Consider the following 17,120-nt stretch of genomic DNA (forward strand, 5'->3'; position numbering starts at 1 on the left):
AATATGCAACCTTAGAATGGGTAAGTTGGTTTAACAATCAACGGTTATACTCTTCAATTGGGTATGTTTCACCAGCTCAATATGAAGCAAACTACTATGACAATTTAAACGAGTCAGGTAAAGTGGCCTGACTTAAACAAACTGGTCTCCGATGAACTCGGGGCGATTCAGTACTACTATTTAATAAAACGTGCTCTAAACCATCTAAAATACCATCTTGATCTTGGTCATTTTTAATAAGGTTACTGCCAAATGCACGTTCCTTCTCATCATCAAAAGCATCTACATCTTCGTCATGAAATAAAACCATACTGTAGGTTAAATCAGGGCCACCACCGTAATTATTATCCATTACACTTAGTTGATAACGACCTGCCTCAAACATATGAAAGTTAACAATATGCTTTCCAAATTTCTTATATTCGCTAATAACATACTTACTAATTACTCTGCCTTCTGAGTTTGATACATAAACTTGCGGGTCAAATCGTTTAGCTGCACTTTCGAATACAGCAGTGACCATAGTTCCATCATCAACGTTAAAACCATATAAATCGCCTTTGTCTGTTCTTGATGAAATAACGCCCTTAACTTTAAAACCTTTACCAAGCTCTACTGGAGTTGCAACAGATGGGTTATCGTTAGGTTCTTTTTCAAAATAAACAGGGTATTGAGTTTTACTCGCTTCAAACGGATAGTCATCTTGCTCATCAGGCACACCATCACCGTCTTCATCTTTATTTTGCCACGTACCAATATGGGTGGTTGGCTGAATGCTTTTTGCATGTGAAGTTGTTGTATAGGTTAGCGTGCAAAAAGCACAGCTAACGCTAAATAGCGAGAGGTAGAATAGGGGTATTTTCAAGAATCCATCCTTGTGGTTAATCCATAGCTCAGCTTATGAACTTAAACGATTTAATGACTTAATACAATAGCTTCAAAGAAATGGCTTAAGAAACAAAAAAGCATCACTTAAGTGATGCTTTTTATAATGAGTAACACACTACCTAAATAGTACATCTTCTCGGTTAAACCATTTAACACAAAATGCCAGTAACGCACCTGCAATAAGTGCGGTTGCTAAAAATATTAGCCCTACAAATGTGTAATCAACTGTGCCTTTAATTATATCTTTAATGGCTAGCGCAACGTTTGTTACTGGGATAAACGCGGTTTTAGCGGTCAATTCCATATTCGGCATTATTGAAATAATGATAGGGAAAAATACACCCATGCTTAATGGAGCCATGTAGTTTTGGGCTTCTTTAAACGTACGCGCATAAATTGAGATAGCTAACGCTAAAGAAGAGAATATGGCAGCCAGTGGAAGTAATAACACAAAAATCATCAGTAAATCGGTTACTGCTAACGTACTAAAAGCCGTTTTAATAAATTCTAAGTCGGCGAACGCCAATGCAACTGCAACCCACCCGCCCATACTGACGACGGTAATTGTGGTTGATGCAATAGATGTAGTCAGTAATGTGATAAATTTACCGAGTACCAGCTCTGTGCGTGTTATGGGTGTAAGCAACAATGTTTCAAGTGTGCCGCGTTCTTTTTCACCGGCACCTAAATCTATTGCTGGATAAGTAGCCCCCATTAATACTAATGGAATAAGTAGGTAAGGTAAAAAGCCACCAATTTTTTCTCCTAAGTTTTCGCGCTTATCGGCTGTATCTACTTTAACAACTTCAATTGGGTTAAGAATAGATTTGTGCGTAGACTCTTCTATCCCAAAACTTTTTAGCTTATCAGCTTGCAGTACGTCGCTGTATTCTTGAGCAAGTTCTTTAACCCGTTTAAATAAAAAATTTATTGATTTTGCATCGTTAAATACAACTTGCCATTTGCTTTGCTCACCGCCATCGAGCGTTTTTACAGCATTACTTGGCAAGTAAATTCCCATATCTATATCGCCGGCTGTAACACCTGCTTTAAGATCTTCTATTGTATTAAAGGCTTTACTGCCTTTATAGAGTTCAAAGCTTTTGTGGTAAAACACTTTGTCGGTAAATTCTTGTGCATATTCGCCATTAATAATTACGTATGTATTAACTTTTTGGTCCGCTTCAAGTGCGGCTTGCGAACTAATAAAAGCCATAACTGCAAAAATTATTGGGAAAATAAGTACTGGCAGTGCCACAACAAACATAAGGGTTTTTTTGTCGCGAAGGAGCTCTTTCAATTCCTTTTTATATACTTCAAACATTATGCTTCTCCGTTAATATGTTCATAAACGCTTGGTTTAGCTCTTCACTGTTACCTGCCTGTTTAAATTCTTCAACAGTGCCATCAAAGCAGCTGATCCCTTCGTTGATCACTGCAACTCGATCGCACAGTAACGCAACTTCATCTAAATGATGGGTTGAGAATATAACCGGTGTGCCTTGTGCTTTGAGCCCTTTGATAAATTCGATCACTGTTTGTGTGGTCATAATATCTAACCCCGTTGTCGGCTCATCGAGCACCACAACCGCTGGCTGATGAACGACAGCACGGGCAATATTTGCTTTTTGTTTCATACCTGTTGATAGGTTTTCTGCGCGTTTATCAATAAAGCTATGCATATCAAGGAGGTCGAATAATTCATCGCAGCGTGTTTTAATCGCGACTTTATTCATACCATGTAGTTTTGCAAAGTATTCTATATTCTCTTTTACCGTTAAGCGTCCATATAAACCTGTACTACCCGATAAGAACCCAATCGATTTACGCCCAAATAAAGGCTTTTTAACAATATTTTCGCCAGCGATATAAATGGTGCCTTCATCTGGTTTTAATGCTGTTGAAATCATGCGTAATGTAGTTGTTTTTCCCGCACCATTGGGGCCCAGTAAACCAAGCACTTCACCTTTAGCGCACTGAAAACTGACATCACGAACTGAATGAAAATAATCTTTATCTTCACGCGGATCTACTTTTTCTAATTTATTTTTTTTATGATCTTTCGTCAGCTTAAATTTCTTTTTAAGCCCAGTTACTTCTATCATATTCGTGTCCTTCGTTTAGGTCTAAAGTAATCCGTATTACTATAAAATTCTAAGTTATTATTATCATACCAACCAGGCACCCCTAACAGAGGCAATGGCGATAGCAGGCTGTTGTCCCTTAAACAGTTGTCAACACTAATCATCTCATAAAGCATTTGATCTATAAACTGATACTGCTGTGCTAAATCTTTACAAAATATGTCAGCTGGTACTTTTACAAATAACGCTTTACCCGTTAAGCCAATATAGGGTTTTGTGAGCATTTCATAATTAGCGTGCCCAAAAATATAGGGGAAAATTGTTTTTCCCCATAGCTCGCGTCGCTCAAAAAATGCCGTAGTCCATTGATGATTTTTGAGTAATTTAGGCCACGAATCATCACTTACAGCGAGTACAACGCCACACTCATCAAATAGAGTTAACGCGTTGCGATGCTTAGTTCGCTGCTTTGTACCGTGTTGAGTTATTTCTTCAATATGACGCTGGTTGATCAGTGACTTAGTTTTAGGAAATAAGCACCATATTAGTCCGCCAAATAAATCATGCCAGTTTTGTTGTCGTGTAGGTACTTGCCCTGTATCGAAGATTATTTGTTCGTAATAACGTTCTTCTTCACTAAAACATGCATCATCAACAAAGGTAATTGCTTGTTGATTGGCATTTTTAGCATCAAGAAACGATGTAAACCACGTACATTGAGGCCAGTCAGGTAAATTACTTACAGCAAATAATGTATTTAGATGATTAAATGCTCCACTTTCAAGACTTGCACTATGCCATTGTTCATAAGGGGTAAATCGTTTCATGAGTACCTTTAGCTTTACAGTTATTATGAGGTGAGTTTACCGCAAAAACTGGTTCTCTTTAACAGAAGTTCTTATACTAGACTCACTTAAAACAAAAAAAGAGCGACTATGAAACGTTATTTTTCTCTTACACTTCTAGCAACTGCTGTACTTGCAGGATGTGCAACAACAAGTCTTACCTCTGATGATGTTACTAAAGGCTATAACTCGATTAATGATGTGCAATTAGCCGAGCATATTAAAGTATTAGCATCTGATGAGTTTGGTGGACGCGCTCCATCATCAAAAGGTGAAGAGCTAACGCTTGCATACCTCACTGAACAATTTACAAAGTTGGGTTATAAGCCGGGTAACGGTAATAGCTTTTTACAGGAAGTGCCTTTAGTCTCTCTTGAAGCTGACTCAAACATGGTTTTAAGTATTGGCGGTAAAGACTATCAATATAAAAAAGACATGGTAATGGGCAGCAGCCGCATTAGTCAAAGCCAAGCTATTAAAGATTCCGAACTTGTGTTTGTAGGTTATGGTGTAAATGCGCCTGAATACAACTGGAATGATTACGCGGGCATTGATGTTAAAGGCAAGACCGTGGTTATGCTAGTAAACGATCCGGGCTTTGCGACTAAAGATCCTGCTCTTTTTACTGGCGATGCAATGACCTACTATGGCCGTTGGACTTACAAATACGAAGAAGCGAGTCGCCAAGGGGCTGCTGGTGCAATCATTATCCATGAAACAGCGCCAGCTTCATACCCGTGGTCTGTTGTTGAAAACTCTTGGAGTGGCGAGCAGTTTGGTTTTCAAAAAGAAAACAACAATATGGACAGAGTTGCTGTAGAAGGCTGGGTGACAACAGATGTTGCTAAAGAGCTATTTAATAAAGCGGGTCTAGACTTTAACACTGTCAAAAGCAATGCAGCTAAAGGTGCTTACAACGTAGATATGGGTGATTTAACCGCTTCGGTTGCGATTAAAAACACGATTAAAAAATCTATTTCGTATAACTTTATTGCGACGTTACCTGGCAGTGAACTGGCGGATGAACATATTATTTATTCAGCGCATTGGGATCACTTAGGGACTGATAAAAACCGTAAAGGCGATCAAATATATAACGGTGCTCACGATAATGCCACGGGTACTGGTGGTATGATTGAAGTAGCAGAAGCATTTGCAACTTTACCTGTTAACCCTAAGCGCTCTATGACCTTTTTAGCAGTTACAGCTGAAGAGCAAGGTTTACTTGGTTCAAAATACTATGCAGCAAACCCAGTTATCCCTGCAGATAAAACAGTTGCAAATATCAACATGGATAGCCTAAATTTACTTGGTAAAGTAAAAGATATCAGCGTGGTTGGTATTGGTAAGTCGCAAATGGACACGTTGCTTGCTACAGCGGCTAAAGCACAAAATAGAACCGTATCTGGTGATCCTAAACCGTCATCAGGTGGTTACTATCGCTCTGATCATTTTGCTTTTGCTAATATGGGTGTACCTGCAATGTATGCCGGTGGCGGAAGCGAAGCATTTGATGAAGAAACGGCTAATTATCGCAAGCGTATGAGCTTAGTACTAAGAGGTTGCTACCATCAACCTTGCGACAGATACCGTGATGAGTGGAATTTATCTGGCGCAGTGCAAGACTTACAGTTATTTTATCAAGTAGGTTTTGATATTTCACAGCAAAGCGAATGGCCAACATGGAATGAAAATTCAGAATTTCAAAGAAAATAATGTAAATGATATTGATTTTCATTTGATTTAAATCTAAAGTGCAACCTATACAGTTTTTAGGTTGCACTTATGTTCTCTCACACACTACCAAAAATCGCTCTGCCCGCGACACTTTTTGTTAATAACAAACGTTTATTATTGCCGTTTTTATTATTATGTTGCTTAGCTTATCCCCCTATTAGAGATATTACATTAGCCTCAATGAGCGATGCTTTTTTTCAGGTTAGTGTATTTGTTGCCGCCACATTATTTATTTACTATTACGCCATTGATCGGCTTCCACAGTTAGAGTTGGGCTATTTGAGCCAAAAATCTCCTTTACTCGAGGTAAGCTTTGCATCATTTTTAGGAGCCTTACCCGGCTGCGGTGGGGCCATTATTGTTGTAACGCAATTCACTAAAGGGCAAGCCAGCTTTGGCTCTGTTGTGGCAGTGCTCACCGCAACCATGGGTGACGCTGCGTTTTTACTCTTAGCAACAAAACCCATCGAAGGTCTACTTATTATGGCTATCGGCCTTAGCGTTGGCGTTATTAGTGGGTCTTTAGTGAATGCTTTTCATGACAAAGATTATCTTCGTCCAGAAAAAAATGACTTTTGCGATGACTGCTTAAACAGTCCTAGTAGAGCAATTATTTTCAGTAAGTCGGTATGGCAAATAATTCTTATACCCAGCGTGATCATTGCTGTATTAATAGCGTTAAATACAGACTTTAACGCTATTAATAACACCCTTGCAGATTCAATCACTGTATTTGGTGCTGTAATGGCGCTACTTGCTGTTACTACTTGGGCATTATCTTCAAAAGGGCAAAGCTATCAAGAGATCACGTCTGAGGAGGAAACAATCAACCCGCCGTCTAAATTATATAAAGTGCTTCAAGATACCCACTTTGTAACAGCTTGGGTTGTCGCATCATTTATGCTATTTGAACTTTTAGTGACCTTTGCAGGGGTTGATCTTAAAGCATGGTTTACCCACTATGCTTACTTAGCTCCTTTAATAGCTGTAGCAATTGGCTTTTTACCAGGCTGTGGGCCACAAATCGTGGTAACGACACTTTATATACAAGGTATTATTCCTTTTAGTGCGTTAGCGGCTAATGCAATCTCTAATGACGGTGATGCCCTATTCCCTGCAATAGCGATGGCACCGCGTGCGGCATTAGTTGCAACAGCTTATTCAGCAATACCAGCGATGTTTGTTGGGTATGGTCTATATTTTTATGGGGTTTAATTGTGACTATAAAAAAGCTCAGCGATAGCTGAGCTTGAGATTTAACTTAATTATTTTTAAGTACTTTTAAGCGCTTTGCAGATCAGCTTCTTTTGGGTTAGCACCGAAATCATTCTCGCCATCTTGCGAATCTTGTACGCAAAATACGATTAACACAATCGCGCCTATAAGTGGTATAAACGAGATTAGTTGCCACCAACCTGAGCGGTTCGTATCGTGCAGGCGCCTTGCCCCTGCACTAATACAAGGTACAATCATTGCTAAACTGAAGATTGTGGTAATCCACATAGTACCTAGTACACCGTCGATAACTGCACACACGATATAAAATATAAGATAAAAAAGTGCAAACATCCAATATGCCTTGCGACGAATTCGGCCGTCAAAATCAGCGTAACGACGCATCGCTTCCATAAAGTATTCCATAATAATTCCTTAGTGTATTTTTAAATTCCCTTACGGGTGTCGCTTTTTAGAGACAGCTATATAATAAATAAAAAGCAACAACATTAAAACAAAAAACCAGCATTAAGCTGGTTTTAAAATAGGTAACGTTTAAACTTAACTCATTGCCATCATCATTTTAGCTGGGCTTTCTAAATATGATTTCCATAGGTTATTAAATCGTGCGATTGTCCCGCCATCAATTACTCTATGATCGCCAGACCAGCTTACTTGCATGATTGCTGCGGATATCACCTGCCCTTGTCCATCAAAACGTGGTAAGTGCTGTAATTTACCTAATGCAACAATGGCGACTTCTGGTTTATTAATAATCGGTGTAGCAATTGTGCCCCCAAGCGCACCAATATTAGAAATGCTAATCGTGCCACCTTTGAGATCATCCGGACTAACACGCCCTTCTCGGGCTGAATCTGTTAAGCGAGACACCTCATTAGCAACCTCAACAATACTTTTACTTTGGCATTGTTTAATATTTGGTACCAGTAAACCAATTTTTGAGTCCACAGCCATACCAATATTGTGATCGTCAAAATAGGTGAGTTCAGTGCAATCATCATTTACTTTAGAGTTTAAAACCGAAAACTCTTTCATTGCCAATGATAAAGCTTTAATGAAAAACGGCATCATAGTCAGCTTAACGCCTTGCTGCTTATACTGCTCTTTGAGATCGCTGCGCAGTGCGATTAAATTTGTTAAGTCAATTTCATCGCAAAAAGTAAAGTGCGGGATAGTTGTAACAGAGGCAACCATCTGCTTCGCCATTGCCGCTTTAATGCCTTTAATTGGTTCAACGCGAGAACCACCAGTGCCATTGACGGGGTTTTTATTCGTACTTATATCAGCTGCGGGTTGTAACGGTGACGTATCAATACTATTTGGTACTTCACTTTTGATAAATTGCGCTATATCTTCTTTATAAATACGGCCATTTTTACCGCTGCCTGGCACTGTTGTTAAGTCAACATCAAGTTCACGAGCTTTACGACGCACTGCAGGAGAAGCCACCGCTTTTTTATTAATTACTGGTGCAGAAACTGCTTTATTTTCTGATTCAATCGGCTTTTGTTCAACGGCTTTTGTTTGTGCTTTTACTAAAGCGTCATTTATATCAACAACGTTTGCTTGCGTACCTGCAATCGACATTTGAAATAACGGGCTGTGCACTTGTGCCACATCACCTTTGGCATAAAATAATTTAACAACGGTACCTGTGTATTTAGCCGGAATTTGGACTAATGCTTTATCTGTCATTACATCACACACAGCCTGATCTTCTTCTATCTGATCGCCTTCACTTACCAGCCATTCAACAATTTCACATTCAACAATACCTTCACCAATATCGGGTAGAATAAAGTCTTCAAGTTGTTCATCGCTTGTAACGGCAGGTGTGTCGGCTTCAACATTAACGGCTGATTCAACCACCGGTAAAGGAATATCACCCGCCACATCCATCGCAAAAAGTGGCGCATGCACAAGTGCAATATCGCCTTTGGCGTAATATAGTTTGCTGATCACACCATCATGAACCGCTGGAATTTGAACTAATGCTTTATCAGTCATCACATCACAGATTGGTTGATCTTCAGCCACAGTGTCACCTTCAGCAACAAGCCATTCAACCACTTCACATTCAACTATGCCTTCACCGATATCCGGTAAAATAAAATCTTTTGCCATGATAACTCCTAAAATTCGACCGATTGCTTGATTGCAGCAAGTACTTTCAACGCATCCGGCACATACTCTTTTTCAAGCGCTAATGGATACGGTGTATCTAAGCCGCACACACGTAAGATGGGTGATTCTAAATGTAAGAAACATTCTTGCTGAATTGTTGCCGCTATTTCAGCACCAAAGCCATTCGTGATTGGCGCTTCATGGCTGACCACTAAGCGGCCTGTTTTAGTTACAGACTCAGCAATCGTTTTCATATCCCACGGCAAAATACTACGTAAATCAATCACCTCACAGCTGATCCCTTGTTCACTTGCTCGTTTAGCTGCATCTTCGATGATTTCCATCTGTGCACCCCAAGCAAGCAGTGTTACATCAGTACCTTGCGTGACTACTTCTGCTTTACCCAGTTCAATGCTGTAATCTTCTTCTGGCACCTCACCCGTTGACGCCCGATATAAACGCTTAGGCTCAAAGAAAATAACCGGGTTATCATCTTTAATCGATGCTCGTAGCAACCCTTTGGCTTGATAAGGGTTACGAGGAACCACTATTTTAAGGCCTGGCGTGTGTGCAAAATACGCCTCTGGTGATTGTGAATGATATAACCCTCCCGCAATACCACCGCCGTAAGGAGTACGAATCGTTAAGTTACCAACGTCGAATTCATTACCACTGCGATAACGAAACTTTGCGGATTCATTTACAATTTGGTCAAACGCAGGAAAGATATAATCTGCAAACTGAATTTCGGCCAGTGCTGGTGCACCAAATGCAGCGAGACCATTGGCAAACCCCATGATCCCCTGCTCTGTTAGTGGTGTGTTGAAGACTCGGTGTGAACCATATTTTTCTTGTAATCCCGAGGTCGCACGAAACACACCGCCAAAATACCCTACATCTTCACCAAAAATACATGCTTGAGGATGTTCGGCCATTGTAATATCAAGGGCTGAATTAATTGCATGTAACATATTCATTTTAGGCATTATTTAATTCTCCCTGCAGTGACTGGGTAGGCATCTGGGTGTTGCTTAATATGCGCTTTCAATTGTTCATACTGGCGTTGTAACGAAGGAATTGGCGTATCATATACATCTGAGACAAGCTCTTCTAAAGCGGGTTTAGCAACCACTTCTGCACGCTTTAATGCCGCAAGAATATCTTCTCGTATTTGCTCTTTGGCTTTGGTGTCTTCCTCATCATTAAGCCAATTTTTCTTAATGAGCCATTTACGAAAGCGCTCAATTGGGCAAGATTGAAAGTTTGCTTCTTCATCTTTAGAGCGATAACCACTAGGATCATCTGATGTAGAGTGCGCACCTAAGCGATAAGCAATTGATTCTATCAATACAGGCTCACCTGTTTTAGTGGCAATTTCGCGTGCTTTTTTGGTTGCCGCATAAACAGCTAAAGCATCAGCGCCATCAACACGAATGGTCTTAATACCGTAACCTACACCGCGAGATGCAATACCATCACCTTTAAATTGTTCATCCGCAGGCGTCGAAATCGCATAGCCGTTATTTCGAGCAAAAAATATCACAGGAGATTTATGTACTGCAGCCATATTTAAGCCGGCATGAAAATCACCTTCGGATGCAGCACCTTCACCAAAATAGCAGATAGTGACATTATCAATTGTGCTATTTAACTCACCCGTTTTTGCATCGATATGTTTGATTTTTTGTCCGTATGCATAACCCGTTGCTTGCGGTATTTGGGTACCCAACGGTGATGAGATAGTCATATAATTGAGGGCGTTTGAACCATAATGGATAGGCATTTGACGTCCTTTACCTAAATCCAATTCATTTGAAAACATTTGATTCATAAACTGGTCAAGTGTAAAACCACGATAATGCAATGCCGCTTGTTCACGGTATTGCGCCATGATCATATCGTCTTGGTCCAGTGCCGCCGCCGATGCAGTGACGGCTGCTTCTTCACCTAAACATTGCATATAAAAACTAACGCGGCCTTGACGTTGAGCTGCTTGCATTCGTTCATCTAATGCACGAATAAAACGCATCGTTTCATATAATCGCAGCGCCGTACTTTCATCAATATCAGGTGCGGTAGCCCCTGTGTGAATATCGCCGTCCTCATTTAAGATGCTTACGGTCGGAATATTCAGCGCATGACCATCAATAAATGCAAGATCATGACTAATATTCACCGATACGTTATTTGGATTACTCATAACCTACCTTCTTTTGTTGTCGAAAACAGTGCAAGTCACTTGTTATTATTGGATGTGACCTACAGGATAAACTTTGCAGAAACTGCACTGTATTTAAATTAAAGCTGCCGACACCTTACGTTAACGTAAAGCGTTATTCAACTAATCATAGACGAAACAAAGTTAATTGGCGAGAGTTGGGCTGGAAAGTTAACTATACATTCAAATTAAACATTTAAAATCATATAGTTAACTCTTTATTTTGGTTGGTTAATACTATTTATTAAATAATATTATCTGTGTTTTTTAATGGTATTACGGTTAACAATGCACGCTGACCAAGGGCTACATCAGCATTTGGAAATATAATTGCCTCACCATCGACTTCAGCGTAATAACAGGTCTGACCATCGGTTGCGAGTAATTCACCTTTAGCAAAACCAGTAAAATTCTCGGCGTCATCGGAAAATGGAAACGAAAATACGTGTTCGGTCCGATTAATTGAACGATGAACTGAAAACAGTTCAAAATCACTTGCATCAAATTCTTTATAAATCACTTCTTTTTGGCTAATTAATGCAGTGAGTGTTTGCTTTGTTTTTTCAAAGCGACTCATATCATTTTCGCCAAAAGGCTTGACCTGCCCAAGTTCAACTGTAAACGAATCCGCGCCATGTACAAAAGATGAATAATAGCTAAAGGTCGTCGCGGCTGATTTCATCATAAGGACTGTATTTACACCGCAGCTAAGCAAAAATTGTAATTGCGCTTTCTTCCATGGTTTGCCATGTAAAAAAGGATAGACTGCAAACTTATCGTTTTTTGAGCCACGTATTGCCGTGTGTAAGTCATAATGGCATCGCTGACTTACTTGCGAGCCACGATAATAAAAATCACTGACGTATTGTTCAAGTTTCGCAGCTCTGACGCGCTCATTATTCATTGGTACACCTTCAACTGTATGGTGACCATTAAATAAACGGTTAAGGTTTTCATCTATAAAGCGTTTGCCAATATTGATTGATTGCGGGTTACCAAAAATAAACAAAGCGCGTTGTGCTAATTGCAAATCGCCGCTAATGATCCGCTTAATTAATTCATCGCAGATTTCAATTGGCGCGGTTTCGTTGCCATGGATTGCACTCGAAAGTACCACATCTTTCGTAGTGATGCCTTTTGGTTGGAACTCTATAACCCCCGTATCATGCACCGTTACTGCTGTACCGTTATCCAACGTAAAAGCACTGGCATCTAAGTGCCATTCATTGTTACGACTGAGCGTTAAAAAATCACCATTTTGTTTTAATTCATTTAAGTAACTTAAATTGGCTGACATACTTCTAAAGCCTTTATTTTATTGTGTGAATGAGAAACAAAAACGGCTGATTAAATCAGCCGTTTTAATAATGTATTATACCCAAGCCACCTCAATATATGAGGTTCAGTTGGACGTTTCGCAGACGTTCCTTTCATTGTTGTTACTTATTAAAAGGGACAGCCATTATTGCAAAGTAACGTATTGATAATAAACGCCTGTGAAAACGCCAAGCTCTGCATCTTGAGACGGTTTACGTATATCAGTTAGCTAATCACTGAATCAACCAACTTTTTAGCTTCCTTTTCAAGTAATGCTAAATGCTCTTCACCCTTGAATGATTCAAGGTAGATTTTATAAATATCTTCCGTGCCTGACGGTCGAGCAGCAAACCAACCATTTTCTGTCACCACTTTTAAACCACCAATTGCGGCATTGTTACCTGGGGCATGGGTTAGTTTTTGTAAAATAGGCTCACCTGCAAGTGTATCTGCGGTGACGTCTTTTGCACTGAGCGCTTTAAGTCGATCTTTTTGCGCTGTACTTGCAGGTGCATCAATACGTTTATACAAAGGAGCCCCAAACTCTTGCTCAAGTTCTTTGTAACGTGTAGAGGGTGTTTTGCCTGTCACAGCTAAAATTTCAGCCGCTAATAAGCCCATAATAAAACCGTCTTTATCGGTATTCCATACTGAACCATCAAAACGTAGGAACGACGCCCCTGCACTTTCTTCACCACCGAATGCTAAAGTACCAGTACTTAGGCCTTCTACAAACCATTTAAAACCAACGGGTACTTCTTGCACCTGACGGTTATTACGAGCAACGACACGGTCAATCATAGCGCTTGATACAAGTGTTTTACCAATTTGAACTTCTTTAGACCACTTACGATGATTTAATAAATAGTCGATCGCTACAGCTAAAAAGTGATTCGGGTTCATTAAACCATCAGGGGTTACAATACCGTGACGGTCATAATCAGGGTCATTACCAATGCTAAGATCAAAGTCATCTTTGAGTGCGATTAGGTTTGCCATTGCGTAAGGCGATGAACAATCCATACGAATTTTGCCATCTTTATCAAGTGGCATAAACGCAAAACGTGGATCAACGTTGTCATTTACAACCGTTAGGTCTAAATTGAATTTCTCAGCAATCACGGGCCAAAAATTAATACCCGAACCGCCAAGTGGATCAATACCTATTTTAATTTTCGCTTTTGATATCGCTTCTACATCAACCACATTGATTAAATCATCGATATAAGCCGTCATTAAATCTTGATATTTAATAAAACCAGAACGTGCAGCCTTAGCAAACGGAAAAAGCTCTACTTCAACTAAATCTTCTAATAAAAGTTGATTAGCTCTGTCTTCAATCCATTTGGTTACATCGGTATCCGCAGGACCGCCATTGGGTGGGTTGTATTTAAAGCCGCCATCTTCTGGTGGGTTATGCGAAGGCGTAACAACAATCCCATCTGCTAATTCATTAGGGTGTAATTTGTTATGACACACAACTGCATGGCTGATAACTGGCGTTGGTGTAAAATCGTCATTCTCTTGTGTAATAACTTGCACTTCATTAGCAACTAATACTTCAATAGCTGAGTTATAAGCTGCTTCACTTAAAGCGTGTGTATCTTTACCTAAGAAAAGTGGACCAAAAATATTGTTCTGTTTGCGATAATCACAAATCGCTTGTGTAATGGCGAGAATATGAGATTCATTAAACTTCACATCATATGAACAGCCACGGTGTCCAGATGTACCAAAAGCAACACAATGCTCAGGGTTTTGTTCTAAATCAGGCTCATTTAAATAATAAGCTGATACTAATTTTGGTACGTTCACTAAATCAGATTGTGTTGCAGGTTTCCCGGCACCGGAATGAATCGCCATTACATGTCCTTTTATAGGTAGTCTCGAATTTTTTCGGCTTGTTCAGCACTGTAACCTAAGCCAAGTGCCACTTCGTGTAACATCATTTTTTTACGTGTTGTATTTGAATTAGTCATTACCCAATATTCACTGTCAGTGATATTTTTTGGATTCATACTACTTCCACTGTTAACGAGCGCTTCTTTACTGGTTGCAAAATAAACGCGATCACGCCCTTGTACATCCAGAACGGCTGAAAAATTAGCCTTATGCGTTCGATGCAAAGCAGACAAAATAAATAGAAAACGTCCAACAACACCTTTTTGCATCGCTAACTCTTCTTTATTTAGAATATTAAAAACATTAGCGTTTTGCTGAGTCATTTGTGTGACAGTCGCACTGCTTTGTGTTTTTTTAAGCGCTTGTAGATCACTTTTATCTGCTTGTGATTCGTTGTTAGTTGATTGTTTTGTGGGAGCAACTGATAGTTCCGGCTCACTATTCGCCGTTGAGACTGTTTCACCGTTGAGGTTTAATAAACGACGTAAAATAGTGGATGCGCTTTCACCAATGCTCTGCGTATTGCTCGCAATGTATTGATATAACTCGTCGTCTATGTCAATTTTTTTCATGTTCTTCCTGTCGTTACGGGTCACATTTTTTCATTCCAATGCATTATACCCAAACCTGATTTAATTCTCTATGTTTTGCAATTTGTTATTTCACTAGGCAAACTACGCGCTCTTTTATTGGAGAATGTCATGCTATTAAATTATAAACAATCTGGACACGGGCCTGATGTCGTTTTGATTCATGGGCTATTTGGTTCGCTCGAAAACTTAAATGTGATAGCCAATGCACTAAGTGATAACTTCACAGTAACGAATATTGACTTGCGCAATCACGGACGATCACCCCATAGTGAAGTCATGGATTACCCTAGCATGGCAAACGATGTTTTACGATTGATGACCCATTTAAATATTAATACAACTCACCTCGTTGGCCACTCTATGGGCGGTAAAGTAGCAATGCAAATAGCATTAAGTACCCCCTGCGTGGTCAATAAACTCGTTGTGCTTGATATTGCCCCCGTGGCTTACCAAAGCCGCCATGATGATATTTTCACTGCGTTAAACACTGTAGCAACACATCAAATCACCGACAGAAAACACGCCGACCAAATCATGCAAGCGTTTATCCCTGAGCTGGGTGTTAGGCAATTTTTACTGAAAAGTTTAGCTAAAAATGAATCGGGTCAATACCTGTGGCGCTTTAATTTACCAACATTGAGTCAAAAATATAGTAATATTCTAACAGATTTAGAAGATAATGATTCTTGTTTATGCGATACTTTATTTATTAAAGGTAATGACTCTGACTATATATTGCCGCAATACCGAGCTGCCATAACAGCACGATTTAAAAATGCTAAAGCAAAAATCATTCATGGCGCGGGGCATTGGTTGCATGCACAAAAACCACATGCGGTTAATAAATCAATTACTGATTTTTTAATGGTTAATTAAGTTAAAATTTAATCACGTAATTTTGGCTGCAGCTACTAAATTATTGGTTTTTTTTATGCTATAGTACGCGCCGTTTAATTTAAAGGTTATACGTTGATGGTCAGTCAGTTAATTAACGAATTTGATACCCTAGGGTTGTATTTTGGCTTAGCCGGTGTGTTCTTTTTTATCGGTATGGCTATTCAAGATGTACTAAAAAAAGGTAATGTACCTAAGTTTGGTCGTTATGTAGTGTGGCTTGTACTCTTTTTAGGTTGTTCAGGGTTTATTGCAAAAGGACTTATTCAAGTTTTTTGGCAAGGTGCGGGTGTTGGTTAAGCATGGCAAAGTCAGAGACTGATAGAACAACGCTCGATTTATTTGAATACGAGAAACGTCCAGGTAGGCCTAAAACGAATCCCCTTCCAAGGGAAATGCAGTTAAAGGTTAATAAACGTAATCAAATAAAAAGAGACAAAGCACGCGGTTTAAAGCGTGTAGAATTTAAAGTTTCGTCACAGCTGTATCAAGCATTAAGTGATATGGCCGATGCACAAAATATTAGCCGTAGTGCGCTGATTGAAACAATTTTACAAGAAAGATTGGCTATTGATAGATAAAAGGTTTTAAATCCATGGCAAGTGTAGGTATTTTTTTCGGAAGTGATACAGGTAACACAGAACACGTAGCTAAAATGATCCAAAAAGAATTGGGTAAAAAATTAGTTGCTGTGCACGACATTGCTAAAAGCTCAAAAGAAGAGATCGCAGAATTTGACTTAATCTTATTTGGCATCCCGACTTGGTATTACGGTGAAGCGCAATGTGACTGGGATGATTTTTTTCCTGAGCTAGAAGAAGTTGATTTTGATGGCAAGCTAGTTGCTATTTTTGGTTGTGGAGACCAAGAAGATTATGCAGAATACTTCCTCGATGCCATGGGTATGATCAATGATATTGTGTCTGAGCGTGGCGCAATTGTTGTTGGGCATTGGCCAACTGAGGGCTACGACTTTGAAGCATCTAAAGGCATGGCTGACGACAAGCACTTTGTTGGCTTAGGTATTGATGAAGATCGTCAACCTGAACTAACAGAACAACGCGTTAAAGCGTGGTCTGCACAAATTTTTGAAGAGATGTGTTTAAGCGAACTTGCTGACTAATAGCAACCACTAGACGCTGACCTATTAAAGTTCTATATTTTGGTTAGCGTTTAAGCTTTTAGGAACGTTTCTTTGAATTGTTCTTTGCACTTCATCGCATAGCGCGTTATCCTATTTATTGCTAATGTGTCGTGCACATCTTTATAAGATGTCTAGTAT

General features: G+C 39.6%; 18 protein-coding genes. 7 read left to right on the forward strand and 11 right to left on the reverse strand.

The features are described from left to right. On the forward strand, nucleotides 1–131 hold a 131-nt coding region (locus HH219_RS09960; RefSeq protein ID WP_169327360.1), incomplete at its 5' end, for an IS3 family transposase. On the opposite strand, the gene HH219_RS09965 is transcribed toward HH219_RS09960, so the two are convergent. The 4 genes from HH219_RS09965 to HH219_RS09980 form a co-directional block, all read right to left on the reverse strand. Beyond that, nucleotides 95–865 (reverse strand): hypothetical protein, encoded by a 771-nt coding sequence (locus HH219_RS09965; RefSeq protein ID WP_169327361.1) that lies wholly within the window; start codon nucleotides 863–865, stop codon nucleotides 95–97. The two genes, HH219_RS09960 and HH219_RS09965, sit on opposite strands and share 37 nt — an antisense overlap. A 138-nt stretch (nucleotides 866–1,003) precedes the next feature. After that, nucleotides 1,004–2,212 carry an ABC transporter permease gene (locus HH219_RS09970; protein ID WP_054204648.1) on the reverse strand — a complete coding sequence of 403 codons (1,209 nt, stop codon included), beginning with the start codon at nucleotides 2,210–2,212 and terminating at the stop codon, nucleotides 1,004–1,006. Further along, a complete protein-coding gene (locus tag HH219_RS09975; protein ID WP_169327362.1) occupies nucleotides 2,205–2,993 on the reverse strand; it encodes an ATP-binding cassette domain-containing protein in 789 nt (262 codons plus the stop codon). The genes HH219_RS09970 and HH219_RS09975 overlap by 8 nt, the downstream gene beginning before the upstream one ends. Continuing rightward, nucleotides 2,990–3,799, reverse strand: coding sequence for a DUF3025 domain-containing protein (locus HH219_RS09980; protein WP_169327363.1), 810 nt, complete (start codon nucleotides 3,797–3,799; stop codon nucleotides 2,990–2,992). The genes HH219_RS09975 and HH219_RS09980 overlap by 4 nt, the downstream gene beginning before the upstream one ends. A 108-nt stretch (nucleotides 3,800–3,907) precedes the next feature. Here HH219_RS09980 and HH219_RS09985 point away from each other — a divergent pair, with 108 nt between their 5' ends. Together HH219_RS09985 and HH219_RS09990 are read left to right on the forward strand one after the other, a co-directional pair. Beyond that, nucleotides 3,908–5,533 (forward strand): M28 family metallopeptidase, encoded by a 1,626-nt coding sequence (locus HH219_RS09985; protein ID WP_054453042.1) that lies wholly within the window; start codon nucleotides 3,908–3,910, stop codon nucleotides 5,531–5,533. A gap of 69 nt (nucleotides 5,534–5,602) precedes the next feature. Next, entirely contained in the window at nucleotides 5,603–6,769 is a 1,167-nt protein-coding gene (locus tag HH219_RS09990) for a putative manganese transporter (RefSeq protein ID WP_054204652.1), read from the forward strand. 66 nt (nucleotides 6,770–6,835) lie between these two features. Here HH219_RS09990 and HH219_RS09995 read toward each other — a convergent pair whose 3' ends face one another. The 7 genes from HH219_RS09995 to seqA all read right to left on the reverse strand — a co-directional run bounded on the left by HH219_RS09995 (nucleotide 6,836) and on the right by seqA (nucleotide 14,923). Continuing rightward, nucleotides 6,836–7,195, reverse strand: coding sequence for a DUF805 domain-containing protein (locus tag HH219_RS09995; RefSeq protein WP_169327364.1), 360 nt, complete (start codon nucleotides 7,193–7,195; stop codon nucleotides 6,836–6,838). Between the two features lie 135 nt (nucleotides 7,196–7,330). Continuing rightward, nucleotides 7,331–8,914 (reverse strand): dihydrolipoyllysine-residue acetyltransferase, encoded by a 1,584-nt coding sequence (locus tag HH219_RS10000; RefSeq protein WP_169327365.1) that lies wholly within the window; start codon nucleotides 8,912–8,914, stop codon nucleotides 7,331–7,333. Between the two features lie 8 nt (nucleotides 8,915–8,922). After that, nucleotides 8,923–9,900, reverse strand: a complete 978-nt coding sequence (locus HH219_RS10005; RefSeq protein ID WP_169327366.1) for an alpha-ketoacid dehydrogenase subunit beta — start codon at nucleotides 9,898–9,900, stop codon at nucleotides 8,923–8,925. Then, nucleotides 9,900–11,114, reverse strand: a complete 1,215-nt coding sequence (locus tag HH219_RS10010) for a thiamine pyrophosphate-dependent dehydrogenase E1 component subunit alpha (RefSeq protein WP_169327367.1) — start codon at nucleotides 11,112–11,114, stop codon at nucleotides 9,900–9,902. The genes HH219_RS10005 and HH219_RS10010 overlap by 1 nt, the downstream gene beginning before the upstream one ends. 262 nt (nucleotides 11,115–11,376) lie before the next feature. Next, complete coding sequence (astE, locus tag HH219_RS10015) at nucleotides 11,377–12,429, reverse strand: succinylglutamate desuccinylase (protein ID WP_169327368.1); 1,053 nt, start codon at nucleotides 12,427–12,429, stop codon at nucleotides 11,377–11,379. Nucleotides 12,430–12,674: 245 nt separating this feature from the next. Continuing rightward, on the reverse strand, nucleotides 12,675–14,312 hold the full coding sequence (pgm, locus tag HH219_RS10020; protein WP_169327369.1) for a phosphoglucomutase (alpha-D-glucose-1,6-bisphosphate-dependent): 1,638 nt from the start codon (nucleotides 14,310–14,312) through the stop codon (nucleotides 12,675–12,677). Between the two features lie 11 nt (nucleotides 14,313–14,323). Then, complete coding sequence (seqA, locus tag HH219_RS10025) at nucleotides 14,324–14,923, reverse strand: replication initiation negative regulator SeqA (protein WP_054204658.1); 600 nt, start codon at nucleotides 14,921–14,923, stop codon at nucleotides 14,324–14,326. Between the two features lie 129 nt (nucleotides 14,924–15,052). On the opposite strand from seqA, the gene HH219_RS10030 reads away from it, so the two are divergent. The 4 genes from HH219_RS10030 to fldA all read left to right on the forward strand — a co-directional run bounded on the left by HH219_RS10030 (nucleotide 15,053) and on the right by fldA (nucleotide 16,961). Beyond that, nucleotides 15,053–15,820, forward strand: a complete 768-nt coding sequence (locus HH219_RS10030) for an alpha/beta fold hydrolase (protein WP_169327370.1) — start codon at nucleotides 15,053–15,055, stop codon at nucleotides 15,818–15,820. A 96-nt stretch (nucleotides 15,821–15,916) separates the two neighbouring features. Then, the gene (locus tag HH219_RS10035; protein WP_054204660.1) at nucleotides 15,917–16,138 is read left to right on the forward strand and encodes a DUF2788 domain-containing protein; all 222 of its coding nucleotides are present in this window, start codon (nucleotides 15,917–15,919) and stop codon (nucleotides 16,136–16,138) included. Nucleotides 16,139–16,140: 2 nt separating this feature from the next. After that, nucleotides 16,141–16,419 carry a LexA regulated protein gene (gene ybfE, locus HH219_RS10040; protein ID WP_054204661.1) on the forward strand — a complete coding sequence of 93 codons (279 nt, stop codon included), beginning with the start codon at nucleotides 16,141–16,143 and terminating at the stop codon, nucleotides 16,417–16,419. 14 nt (nucleotides 16,420–16,433) lie between these two features. After that, nucleotides 16,434–16,961 carry a flavodoxin FldA gene (gene fldA, locus HH219_RS10045; RefSeq protein ID WP_054204662.1) on the forward strand — a complete coding sequence of 176 codons (528 nt, stop codon included), beginning with the start codon at nucleotides 16,434–16,436 and terminating at the stop codon, nucleotides 16,959–16,961. Nucleotides 16,962–17,120: the final 159 nt, after the last annotated feature.

Origin of the sequence: Pseudoalteromonas sp. NEC-BIFX-2020_015 (assembly GCF_012952265.1) — a bacterium.
GTDB lineage: Bacteria > Pseudomonadota > Gammaproteobacteria > Enterobacterales > Alteromonadaceae > Pseudoalteromonas > Pseudoalteromonas neustonica.